General features: G+C 44.6%; 11 protein-coding genes. 5 read left to right on the forward strand and 6 right to left on the reverse strand.

Going from position 1 to position 12374, the window contains the following annotated elements; genetic code table 11:
• Positions 1-78: 78 nt before the first annotated feature.
• Positions 79-1512 (reverse strand): class II fumarate hydratase, encoded by a 1434-nt coding sequence (locus tag JV36_RS0116625; RefSeq protein ID WP_032097353.1) that lies wholly within the window; start codon positions 1510-1512, stop codon positions 79-81.
• Positions 1513-1834: 322 nt separating this feature from the next.
• Here JV36_RS0116625 and azu point away from each other — a divergent pair, with 322 nt between their 5' ends.
• Complete coding sequence (azu, locus tag JV36_RS0116630; protein WP_032097352.1) at positions 1835-2311, forward strand: azurin; 477 nt, start codon at positions 1835-1837, stop codon at positions 2309-2311.
• An 89-nt stretch (positions 2312-2400) separates the two neighbouring features.
• Here azu and JV36_RS0116635 read toward each other — a convergent pair whose 3' ends face one another.
• The gene (locus JV36_RS0116635) at positions 2401-3141 is read right to left on the reverse strand and encodes a DUF6776 family protein (protein WP_052010327.1); all 741 of its coding nucleotides are present in this window, start codon (positions 3139-3141) and stop codon (positions 2401-2403) included.
• A gap of 119 nt (positions 3142-3260) precedes the next feature.
• Between JV36_RS0116635 and JV36_RS0116640 the strand changes: the two genes are divergently transcribed.
• The 3 genes from JV36_RS0116640 to JV36_RS0116650 all read left to right on the forward strand — a co-directional run bounded on the left by JV36_RS0116640 (position 3261) and on the right by JV36_RS0116650 (position 5823).
• Positions 3261-4937, forward strand: coding sequence for a chloride channel protein (locus JV36_RS0116640; protein ID WP_032097351.1), 1677 nt, complete (start codon positions 3261-3263; stop codon positions 4935-4937).
• A gap of 1 nt (position 4938) precedes the next feature.
• Entirely contained in the window at positions 4939-5367 is a 429-nt protein-coding gene (locus JV36_RS0116645; protein ID WP_032097350.1) for a CopD family protein, read from the forward strand.
• Positions 5368-5631: 264 nt separating this feature from the next.
• Positions 5632-5823 carry a hypothetical protein gene (locus tag JV36_RS0116650; protein ID WP_032097349.1) on the forward strand — a complete coding sequence of 64 codons (192 nt, stop codon included), beginning with the start codon at positions 5632-5634 and terminating at the stop codon, positions 5821-5823.
• A gap of 22 nt (positions 5824-5845) precedes the next feature.
• Here JV36_RS0116650 and JV36_RS0116655 read toward each other — a convergent pair whose 3' ends face one another.
• Positions 5846-6544, reverse strand: coding sequence for a UPF0149 family protein (locus JV36_RS0116655; RefSeq protein WP_032097348.1), 699 nt, complete (start codon positions 6542-6544; stop codon positions 5846-5848).
• Between the two features lie 221 nt (positions 6545-6765).
• Here JV36_RS0116655 and JV36_RS0116660 point away from each other — a divergent pair, with 221 nt between their 5' ends.
• Positions 6766-7962 carry an Nramp family divalent metal transporter gene (locus JV36_RS0116660; RefSeq protein WP_032097347.1) on the forward strand — a complete coding sequence of 399 codons (1197 nt, stop codon included), beginning with the start codon at positions 6766-6768 and terminating at the stop codon, positions 7960-7962.
• A 258-nt stretch (positions 7963-8220) separates the two neighbouring features.
• Here the strand turns inward: JV36_RS0116660 and JV36_RS0116665 are convergent, their stop codons facing one another.
• The 3 genes from JV36_RS0116665 to typA all read right to left on the reverse strand — a co-directional run bounded on the left by JV36_RS0116665 (position 8221) and on the right by typA (position 12221).
• On the reverse strand, positions 8221-9372 hold the full coding sequence (locus JV36_RS0116665) for a MalY/PatB family protein (protein WP_032097346.1): 1152 nt from the start codon (positions 9370-9372) through the stop codon (positions 8221-8223).
• 352 nt (positions 9373-9724) lie between these two features.
• Positions 9725-10102, reverse strand: coding sequence for a response regulator (locus tag JV36_RS0116670; RefSeq protein WP_032097345.1), 378 nt, complete (start codon positions 10100-10102; stop codon positions 9725-9727).
• Positions 10103-10391: 289 nt separating this feature from the next.
• Entirely contained in the window at positions 10392-12221 is a 1830-nt protein-coding gene (typA, locus tag JV36_RS0116675; RefSeq protein WP_032097344.1) for a translational GTPase TypA, read from the reverse strand.
• Positions 12222-12374 lie beyond the last annotated feature (153 nt).

Consider the following 12374-nt stretch of genomic DNA (forward strand, 5'->3'; position numbering starts at 1 on the left):
AAGCCCCTGCAAAAACAATTACAAAGACCGTATTTTGTTAGGCTGCGAGTAAACCGATTGCTCCATATATCAACTATTTTACTCACGGTTTGACGTTAGCTTTTTGGGGTCGAGCAATGCCGTCAGCTCGTCTTTCGGTATATCCGTCATCGCTTCTGCCACCTCTAAAATAGGCTTATTTTCTTTGTAGGCCACCTTGGCTATTTCGGCCGCTTTGGCATAACCAATCACAGGGTTTAACGCGGTCACTAACACCGGGTTTCGGTAAAGCACTTCTTCTAAAGCCTCTTTGTTAACGGAAAATGTTTTAATTGCCTTTTCGCCAATAAGCGAGACGCTGTTCGTCATTAAAGTGATAGAGGAAAGTAGATTACTCGCTACCATCGGCAGCATAACATTGAGCTCGAAATTGCCAGACTGACCGCCAACGGTTATTGCCCCATCGTTACCAATAACCTGCGCACTGGCCATGGCAACGGCTTCTGGTATAACTGGGTTTACTTTTCCCGGCATAATTGAAGAGCCTGGTTGCAATGCTTCTAGCGCTATTTCCCCTAAACCGGCAAGGGGCCCTGAATTCATCCAGCGTAAATCATTGGAAATTTTCATCATGGTGACGGCAAGGGATTTTACCGCGCCTGACAAACTAACCGCGGTATCTTGAGAGCCAATAACAGCAAAGAAATTTTCTGCCGGGGCAAATTTTAGCTCTGTTAACTCGCTGATGGTATCTGCAAATGTAGCAGCGAAATCTGGGTGGGCGTTGATACCTGTACCTACGGCGGTGCCGCCTTGGGCAAGAGATTGAATTGCAGGCTGATGCGAGGACAGTGTACTTACCTGCTGTTTAAGTTGCGCCGACCATGACAGCAAACTTTGATCCATTCTTATTGGCATGGCATCCATTAAGTGTGTACGACCTGTTTTGCAGTACTGTGATACTGACTCCGCTTTTTCTTCTATTTGCGCGATCAGGGTTTCAACAGCTGGAATGAGACCCTTTGATAACGCTAATGCCGCACTGACGTGAATTGTGGTGGGTATAACATCATTCGAACTTTGACCATAATTGACATGATCATTTGGGTGAATAGTCTCATTTGGGTGAATAGTCTCATTTGGGTGAATAGCCTCGTTTGAGTGAATAGCCTCTTTCAAATAGCGACTCGCCACAGTAGCTATCACTTCGTTGGCGTTCATGTTTGAACTGGTTCCCGAACCCGTTTGAAAGACATCAACCGGGAAATGCGCCATGACATCATCGCTATTAAGTAGCTCATCGCAAGCACTTACAATTGCCTTCCCTCTAGATTCGTCGAGGGCTTCAAGCTTCATATTGGCTTGCGCAGCTGCTTTTTTTACGGTGATGAGTGCGCGGATAAAAGGTTCGGGTAATCGCTGACCGCTAACGGGAAAGTTATTAATAGCACGCTGTGTTTGCGCGCCATACAAAGCATCATGGGGTACGTTTAATTCGCCCATACTATCTTTTTCCACTCGTGTCTTAGTCATAGCATTTATCCTTTTTGCAATTCAAACATCTCGTTAAATGATGGGGGTTAAACAAGTAGGGTTAAATAAGAGAGGCTAAATCTGTGCGTTAAAAAAACGCATTACATCTAGGCATATTTACCCCCATTTTTAACCTTACAAGTTTGTAATGTTATTTGACGGTTTTGATCACTTTATCTTTGAAACAACTCTATAACAAAGCCAACAAGAAATTAATGATAACTATTATCAATAAGATGATCTCTCATTAAGTCACAGCGTAAAAAAGGTAATAAAATTAATAGGCTGGCGTTTGCCGCCTTATGTAGTAAAAAAGGAAAATGTGATGAGAAAATTATTGTTCAGTACAGCACTATCGTTTCCACTGGCTATTGCAGCATTATTGACAGCAACCAACGCGGCGGCTGCCGACGAATGCGCCATAACTGTTGAAAGTAATGATGCAATGAAATTCAACACAGCTAATGTGGTCATTCCTGCAGCCTGTGACGACTTTACCGTCACGTTAAAGCACACGGGACAGTTGCCTAAGCAAGCCATGGGGCACAACTGGGTAATGACGACGAAAGCAGACGGCCAAGCAGTCGCTACTGACGGCATGAGTGCTGGCCTAGCGAATAATTACTTGAAGCCAAATGATGCAAGGGTGATTGGTGCTACAGATGTCATTGGTGGTGGCGAAGAAGCAAAAGCAACTTTCTCAGTAAAGGGGCTAGATGCTAACGAAGAATACATGTTCTTCTGCTCTTTCCCAGGCCATATTGGCATTATGAAAGGTACTGTGACGGTTGAAGCGTAGCGCAGTAAATGTATGAACCCAGCACAGTAAAAGCGATAACCTAGCGCTGGAAAACTTAAAAGCCAGTTCGCCCCAAGCGGCTGGCTTTATTAAAGCGTGCTAACTGGGCTTTGTGAAAGGCCATTCTTGCGAACATCTGTTTCGATGTCGCTCCAAAGCAGCACCCGCTCATAATTACCTTTGTTCGTTTTATACCGATACACAGTGGTGGAGAGCGAAAGAGATTCGGGCTCAAAGGCTTTTGGGAGCGAAAAGTCTACGCTGACTGCTTGGAAGTAGCGGAAGCGAAACGTAATGTCATTGCCAATAAAGTTATCATCGTTTGATTTATACGCCACTGCTTTTCCTCCCAGTTCCCCTTTTATGCTCAGCTTAAGCGAGCCGTTAATGACAGATTTCTGCTGAGTAGGCTGCAGCAATACCATGCGCAATTGATAGTTATTATCGCCAAGTGAAAATAGTTCGATATCGTCGGCAACGAATATGCTGTCGGACTTCTCTGGCGCAACTACCCTCTCGTAAAAAGTCAGTAGCTGCTGCTGCTCTTCAAGCTGCCGCTTAATCTCGACAAGTGTTTTTGTCAAAGACTCATTTTCAAGTTGCGTGAGTTCCATTTCCACATCTAACTGATTCACACGCGTGGTCAGCTTATTGTTGTCAGTGGACAGGATGGCGATAGTTTCTTTTTGCGCTTTCACAATTAACCCATCGCCTTTGTCTATATAACGCGCTAACTGAAAGCCGAAGCCAAGCATTATCAGCATTAGAAACGCGACTAACAAAGCGAATTTGTGGTTGCCAAGAAGTGTTTTGAGTTGGTCTGTTGTCATGGTTGGCTGTATGTAAATCTTGTTTAATGCTGATTACTGCTAAGACTGTATTCTTAACATTATGAAATTTAAGTGGTTGTGGTAAGCTTTATAACACAATTACTTTACTGTACCACATCATGCGCTTTCAGGCTTTACGACAGGAAGTGGCTCACCCACGCACATCGGTTCAATTATGCCTCTTGGGCATTGTTGGCGGAACCCTTGCTGCGCTTATTATTATTCTGTTTCGCCTGTGCGTTGAATGGATACGCGAAAGTGGCGTGGCTACGCTGAAATCCTGGCTGGTTCACGATTGGCTAGTGTTACTACTCATGCCGCTTATCAGTGTAGCGATTATTCTTTTCATTGCCTTTTTAACCGGTTTTAAGCATTACCGGCTTGGTATTCCATTCGTTATTCACCGAGTAAAATATTTTTACGGCAATATTCCTTTTCGCACCACAATAAACCAATTTTTTGGTGGTATGCTCGCGCTGGCCGGCGGCTTTGTAGTTGGCAGAGAAGGTCCTTCTGTTCATATGGGAGCGTCGAGCAGCGGCCTATTGGGACAGTGGCTGCGCTTGCCCTACAACAGCGTGAGGATACTTGCCGGCTGTGGTATCGCGGCGGGTATTTCCGCATCATTTAACACCCCTTTTGCCGCCGTTATTTTCGTCATGGAAGTGGTATTAAGAGAGTACAAAATTCACATCTTTGTACCTATTATGCTTGCGGCGGCCTGCGGCTCCGTGCTTGCGCGTAGCGTGTTTGGTGAGGTCAATGAACTCTCCTTTCTCTCATTCACCGCGTTTAGTCAGTGGATGTACTTGTACCTGGTGGTATTAGGTATACTACTTGGCATGTTAGCGACCTTGTTCAACCGACAGCTAATGCGGGTGATGACGTGGTTCAGACCGGTGTCTATGGTGTGGCGTTTAATTCTTGCCGCTTGTATCACCGGAACCGTAGGCGCACTACTCCCAGAGGCGTTGGGCGCAAACTTTATTGATGTAGAGCACCTGTTTGACAGTGATCCCGGCACACTCTTGTTAGTATCGGTGCTGGTGTTTAAAGTCATTCTTGCGGTTTTTGCCATTGGGCTTGGGATCCCAGGCGGTATTATTGGCCCAGTGATGGTCATTGGCATGCTCGCTGGCGCAGTGCTGCTATTGCCGCTGTCATACTTTATCGATGTGCCCGAATTCACCAATAGTTTTGCTCTTTTAGGGATAGCAGGCATGCTAACCGCTGTATTGCATGCACCGTTAGCTGCACTTTCTGCCGTAATGGAGCTGTCTTATAGCCCTCAAATTATACTTCCTGCAATGCTGGTGATTGTGCCGGCATACGTTACCTCAACCCAATTTTTTAAAAATCGGTCTATTTTCATTCTCCAGCTCGACTATCAAAACTTACCTTACGCCATCTCCTCAATTAGAGAAGCATTAGAGAAAACCGGTGTACTGGCAGCCATGAATACAGACTATAAACTGTTTAACGATGCGCCTGAGAAAGCGCTGACTAATCACTTGGAAAAAGAGCCAACCAAAATAGTGGTTCAGCAGTCTAAATTTGAAATTGATGTTCAGTACAAGCTAGTGCAATACAATGTGAGCTTGGAACACGACGCTACAGCGCTTAGCTATTATCAAATGGAAGGCCTCAGCGCACAGTCGACACTGCATGAAGTGTACGAACATCTTAAAAAATCGCGTTCTGGCGCAGTTTATATTTACGACCAAGACTATAACGATATCATTGGCGTTATTACCTGGAATATTCTCCAAAGCTTTTTACAGAAGGCAAATTACTAATATGCACATTTTATGGTTTAAGGCGCTTCATCTCTTTTTTATGTTGGCGTGGATGGCTGGCCTTTTTTATCTGCCTCGCCTTTTCGTTTATCACGCCACGACGACGTCACAGGTAGTGAAAGACGAATTTAAAGTCATGGAACGACGCCTTTGGTATTTTGTCACCCCCTTTGCACTGCTTACACTGGCATTTGGCATTGCGCTTATCGTAAGTTACGGCGGCGCGTGGTTTAAAGCATCGGGATGGCTACATATAAAAATTCTTCTTTTACTTGCCATTTATGGCTATCACTTCTATTTATTTAAATTAATGAAGCAATTTGCTCGCGATGAAAATACTCACACGCCACGCTTTTATCGCATTTTAAATGAAGCGCCGGTACTAATTATCTTCGCAGTGGTATGCCTTGCTATTTTGAAACCTTTTTAACATCTAACCCTGCATAAGCACCTCACCCTACACAGAGAGCAAGGTAAATGGATAAGACAATAAGCGGCGAGAAAGATGGGATGAAGAAAGTTCGACTTATTGCAGCTTAATGCGTTCAATTACAGTGTCATACTCAAATTCTGGGTCTATGATAAAGATGCTAACAGTACTAGTGCACTTTGCCCTAGTACTGCATCATTTGCAGCAATGCCTTAGGAACACGAACTTCACGTTCGTACGTAACGCTCAAATACAGGGAAGACCATGGACGACAGAAATCAACACTTGAAAGAGTTATTGAAGCAAACCGACATTGCATTTAAAGCCCTTATGCGTGAGCCCAACTCGCTATCACTTAATCAGCAGTATGAAGAGGCGAAAATAGCGCTCGATACCTACACCTCAACACTCAAACAAACACTCAGTGACAAATGCCTTCAACAACGACATCGCTAGCTGTCACTACAAGGGCTGTAATCTAAGACTGATTGTCCGTTGACTTATTCTCCGTTGACTTACTGAAGGTCTCGAACTGATTGGGCAGAGCGCATGCCAAATCACCGGCAAGGTTGGTGTAGTCTTTAAGTAGTGCAGGTAACTGCTGCATAAGTAAAGGCAAGTTCTCACTAAGTTGAGCGACTTGTTCTGCACGTCTTTGTTGATACGCTAACTCTATGTTCGCCAGCGTTGAAAACATCTTCAAACACCGCGCGAGTCGTGCCTCCGGTGGCTCACTTAAGCCTGTTTCAGCATTGCTCTCCTTTTTTTCTGCTTGTTGCCACGCGTTTTGCCATATTGATTCCACGTTTCTGTGAACGAACAATAAACCGGTTAGCCATTGTGATAGGGCATAGCTTGGCTTTTTGGTGTCACCTTTAGACTCAACACCATCCACACAATACGGCGGCAATGCAATACGACCTTGACGCATATAGTCTAAATGAGAACGCAAGCCATTCATCAGTGTATCGGCCAAAATATCCACATCGCTGTCTACTAGTCGACTAGAGCCACTTTGAATAAGCCAGGGCATCCATTGTTCTGGCATTGGAATTTCAGGGCATGCAGCAACGGCAAAGATCATTCCATCCACCTTCTCTACGCAAGGTAACACGCTGCGAAAACTGTCTTGTTCTATTACAGGTTTTATAATTTCTATTGGTAATGACTCATTCACGGCGTCTTCTCATTTTCGTTTGCGTTATGATTTTTGACACGTTAGGCTGCGCGCCTTTTTTTAACATTGATGTCAAATAGCGCAGACTGCTTTTTATGTCTAGGGCCTGTCTACCTATTGTCTGTCTAGCTGTTATCATACTGGGGCGTGTTGAACTTTGCTGCAAAATGCACAGCAAAACTCAACACGCCCTATCAAAACATAACTAAGAGTCGTTGCAAATGGCAAAAGATAAATCAGGATATATCATCGCAGCCGCCTTTATTGGCCCCGGCACTGTTACCACCGCCAGTTTAGCAGGCGCAAACTTTGGTTTTCATCTTGTATGGGCGCTGATTTTTTCTGTTTTCGCAACGATTGTTTTGCAAGATATGGCCGCTCGACTCGGTGTTGCAACCGGTCAAGGCCTTGCCGGTGCTATGAAAGACATGGCCTATAAGCCGTGGCTTAAAACGGTATTTGTTGTGCTTATTGTGAGTGCCATTGGCATAGGAAATGCCGCTTACGAATCTGGAAACTTAACAGGAGCCGCTATTGGTCTTGATGCATTTGTTAGTATTGGTATTGGTCCCTGGGCCAGTATTTTAGGCGCCATTGCCATTATTCTGCTCTACTCTGGTAGCTATCAGTGGATAGAAACCGTGTTGGTCTATTTGGTCTTTATTATGGCCGGGGTATTTTTAATAACCCTACTCGTAGCCAAACCCGACCTTTCGGCTATGTTCAGCCAGTTAACATCACCAAAACTTAATAGCGATGTCATTACTACCGTGCTGGCGTTAATCGGTACAACCATTGTCCCCTACAATTTATTTTTGCACGCTAGTCTAGTCGCTAAATCCTCTAAGGGACAAGATAAGCAACAGGCGGTTGTGGCTTGTCGAAGCCAGTCAGCAAGAGCCATAAGCATGGGCGGCCTTATCACGCTTATTGTAATGGCAACCGCCATGATGGCATTTTTCAATCAAGCCGCCACCATGGATGCTAGTAATATGGGTGAGCAATTAAAGCCTGTTCTTGGCGATAAAGCGCAGTGGTTTTTCGCCTTAGGCTTGTTCTCAGCGGGTTTAACAAGCGCGATTACCGCACCGTTAGCTGCGGCCTATGCCGTAACAGGTGCATTAGGCTTAAGCGATAACATGAAGAGCAAAAGCTTCAAAACGGTGTGGATGGTGATTATTTTGGTTGGAGTAAGTGTGGCCGCTCTTGGTTTTAAACCTTTACCAGCCATATTGTTCGCCCAGGCGACTAATGCGCTATTACTTCCCGTTATCGCTATTTTTCTACTGGTAGTTATGAATAAAAGTCAGGCTTTAGGCACGTTTAAGAACTCTTGGAAGAGCAATGCTGCCGGTATTATTGTGGTGGGCACCGTTGTGGGCTTGGGCTGCTATAAATTGATCAACGTTTTTAGCTAGCTTACTTTTTATAAAAGCGCTTTGACCGTAATAAAAGGTTTAGCTGCATCATGGACACAACGGGCGCAGCGATTTATATCAACGTGATATCTACATGATATCAACGCAATTTCACGCAACTCAGTTTCACCAAAAAAGAAAGCCTTGTCGCGATGACAAGGCTTTCTTCGTTGAACTTATAGCGTAAGGGCTAGTTTAAACGCTCTTTTTAAACACTCTTTTTAAACGCTCTTCTTAAACGCTCTTTTATATAATCTTTCAAGCGCCCAGACGTGCCAATATATCCTCTAGCATGGCACGACTACAGCCAAAGTTTATTCGAAAATGGTCGGCCTTGTGAAAGTCTATGCCCGGAGATGGACCCACGCCTTTTTGTTCTGCCCACGTTTGCACATTGTCAACGCCAAGCCCACTTGCATCGACCCATGCCAAAAAGGTAGCATCCGCTTTGAGCATGCTAAGCCCGTCGATATTATTGATAGCCTCAAACACTCTGTCTCGATTGCCACGAAGGTAGTCGAGTTCTTGCTCGTGCCAGTCGTCACATTGTGTGAAAGCTGCTTCAGTGGCGGCTAAACCCATCACATTGACCCATGGGACAATGCCTGCAGCCGCGTTAGTGAATAACTGTCTAAGAGTTCTATTTGGAATGATGGCAAAAGACGTTCCAAGACCTGCAATGTTGAACGTTTTACTTGCCGCCATAAGGGTAACGCTATTTTCAGCGAGTGACGCTTCGCGACCGGCTGGAATATGTTTCTTCCCTTCCTCTAAAATGAGATCGCAATGAATCTCATCAGAACACAGTTTCACATTGTTCTTGCTGCAAATATCAGCAACTCGATCCATTTCCGCTTGCGTTAACACCGTACCTACAGGGTTCATGGGGTTACACAAAATGAAGAGCGTACATTTTGGGTCGGCAGCTTCGCGTTCAAGGGCATCAAAATCGAGTGTGTGACGGGGACTATCACCATCACTTTCTGTGTCGATAACCGTACCAATATCCACCCGCTCTAACCCGTTAAGCTTAGGAGCAGCTAAAAGCGGTGGGTAGTTAGGGGTTTGAATGAGTACTTTGTCACCCGCACTGCAGTATGCTTTGCACGCTGTGTTAAACGCCGGCACCACGCCTGGCGTCCATACCAACCACTCAGGTTCAATATGCCAATCGTGCTTCTCTTTAAGCCAACGTATTACTGCATTAATAGCACTGGTATGTTGTGCAGGAAGCATGTACCCCATGTTGCCATGTGCAACTTGCGCCGAAATAGCATCGAGTATGGGCTGGGCACAAGAAAATTCAGTATCCGCTACCCAAGCCGGAATAATGTCTTTGCCTTTATATTTCTGCCATTTAAAAGAATGGGTATCTTTACGAGAAGGAGTATTATCAAATAATGCGCTCACACTACATCCTGTTGCCGAGAAAGTTATGACTTGAGTGTAAATTTTTGCATCATGAGAAACTAGGGCAAACAACAACTTTCCCTATAACAATTTGTACTTAATTAGGACTAGCTGGTAAGTGATGAAGCGTATCGAGGTCTACTGTAGGTCTTTTGTAGATATGCACTGAACCTATGTATCTCAGATTTGAGTGTTTGCACGGAGGCTTTTTTAGCGCTCAGATTTTTTTAGCTAATGGTTTTTTAAACGCTCAGGGCTGTTATTTGGCTCAGGGCTGTCTTCTCGCTCAGGGTTGTTTTCTAGCTCAGGGCTGTTACTTGGCTCATGGCTGTTTTCTCGCTGGGGCTGTTGTCTAGTTTAACGCTGAGGTCACTTTGCTAGACGTTGCCACAAGTTCCTCCATTCTAATTGGTTTAGCAAGGAAGCCAGCGACCTTCAGTTTTACAGCCGCTAACACAAGCGCCTTATTTGGATCGGCGCTTATCAGCAGAAAGGGAATATCTAACCCTTTCGCACGGCATACCTTTAACAGGCTTAACCCGTCATAATCAGGCATGACCTGGTCGCTTATAACCAGATTAAGAGAATCGGGGGTTTGCTGTAACAGAAAATCTCTGGCTAATTTGCTTCTGCTAAATGGATAAACCGTCGCATTGAGTTCAGTTTCAAGAGTGACAGTGATTAAATCGAGAGTGATGAGATCATCTTCAACAACAGCGACAGATAGCATTACAAACCTCTCAAAAAATGCTCTTTAGTTAGGCAGTCCATAGCAACAATGACTTAAAGTGTAGGGTCAAATAGCCAAAATGGCTACTCGCCTTTGGTAGAAGTTTGCCAATTATTTCAGCCACTGCGCTTTTAAACATCGTACTGTCAAACGCCGTGCTTTCAAACATCATGGCTTAAAACGTTATGGTTTTAAGCACCGTGCATTCAAATATCAGAGAAGCAAAAACAAAAATGCCAACACTAGGTTGGCATTTTTTAACGTTTAAGCGATGAGATTATCGCGTTAACTATTTTGGAGCTCGTGATGCACGCTTACGTTCGTTTTCTGTAAGCAACTTCTTACGAATACGAATAGATACAGGCGTAACTTCTACCAATTCATCTTCATCGATGAACTCTAAAGCTTGCTCTAGAGACATTTTGATTGGTGGTACAAGTGTTTGCGCTTCATCAGTACCAGAGGCACGAACGTTAGTAAGCTGCTTACCTTTCAACGCGTTTACCGTTAGGTCATTGTCACGGCTGTGAATACCGATAACCATACCTTCGTAAACTTCAACACCATGACCGATGAACAAACGACCACGTTCTTGAAGGTTAAACAATGCGTTAGTTAGTGCTTTACCGTTAGCGTTGGCAATTAGAACACCATTTTTACGCTTACCAATAATGCCGCCTTTGTAAGGACCGTAGTGATCGAATGAATGGTATAGCAAACCAGAACCAGACGTCATTGTCATAAATTCTGTTTGGAAACCGATAAGACCACGACTTGGAATAACGAAGTCGATTCGAACACGACCTTTGCCATCTGGAGACATATCAGTCATTTCTGCTTTACGAAGACCAAGCTGCTCCATAATAGAACCCTGATGCTGTTCTTCACAGTCAACGGTCAGTGTTTCAAACGGCTCAGTTGTTTTGCCGTCTTCTTCTTTCAGAATTACTTCTGGGCGAGAAACGGCAAGCTCGTAGCCTTCACGACGCATATTTTCAATCAGTATGCCTAAGTGAAGTTCACCACGACCTGATACGCGGAATTTATCCGGATCAGCTGTTTCTTCAACACGTAGTGCCACGTTGTGAACTAGCTCATCTTGTAAACGCTCTAGAATATTACGTGAGGTAACGTACTTACCTTCTTTACCTGCAAACGGAGACGTGTTGACTTGGAACGTCATCGTAACCGTTGGCTCATCTACCGATAATGGAGGAAGCGCTTCAACGGCGTTAACGTCACAAATGGTATCAGAAATCTTAAGTTCACCAAGGCCAGAGATAGCGATGATGTCGCCAGCGCTTGCGCTTTCTACTTCGTGACGGTCTAGACCAAGGTAGCCATAGACTAGGCCAACTTTACCGTTGCGAGTTTTGCCATCAGCAGTCACGATAGTGACCTGTTGGTTAGTTTTAACTGAACCGCGGCTGATACGACCTACACCGATTACACCCACATACGAGTTGTAATCTAGCTGTGAAATCTGCATTTGGAAACCACCGTTGGCATCAGCATCTGGTGCAGCAACTTGGTCAACAATAGTTTGGAAAAGCGGAGTCATATCTTCTGACGGTGTGTCAGCATCGTTAGACGCCCAACCGTTTAGTGCAGAAGCATAAACAACTTGGAAATCAAGCTGCTCATCAGTAGCGCCAAGGTTATCAAACAAATCAAATACTTGATCCATTACCCAATCAGGACGAGCGCCTGGCTTGTCGATTTTGTTGATAACAACAATAGGCTTAAGGCCTTGAGCAAACGCTTTTTGAGTAACAAAGCGCGTTTGCGGCATTGGACCTTCTTGGGCGTCAACAAGCAGCAGCACTGAGTCAGCCATTGACATTACACGCTCTACTTCACCACCGAAATCAGCGTGTCCAGGAGTATCAACAATGTTGATACGGTAATCTTGCCAGTTAATTGCAGTATTTTTCGCCAAGATGGTGATACCACGTTCTTTCTCGATGTCATTCGAGTCCATAACGCGCTCTTCTTGTACGCCGCGAGATTCCAACGTTCCAGATTGCTGAAGAAGCTTATCTACCAAGGTAGTTTTACCGTGGTCAACGTGGGCGATGATTGCGATATTACGCAACTTACTTATATCAGTGGTATTCATGCTTATATAGAGCCTGTATAAATCGATACATACCAACACGGTATGCATGAGATTTCGTGCAAAAATGCAGATGGAAATTTTGCGCGGATTGTACAGAAAAAACGCGCCGTTTGCGCATCTTTTTTCACTTTGCAGTGAATGTTTACAGTTATC

The organism is Alteromonas sp. LOR (assembly GCF_000753865.1).
GTDB lineage: Bacteria > Pseudomonadota > Gammaproteobacteria > Enterobacterales > Alteromonadaceae > Alteromonas.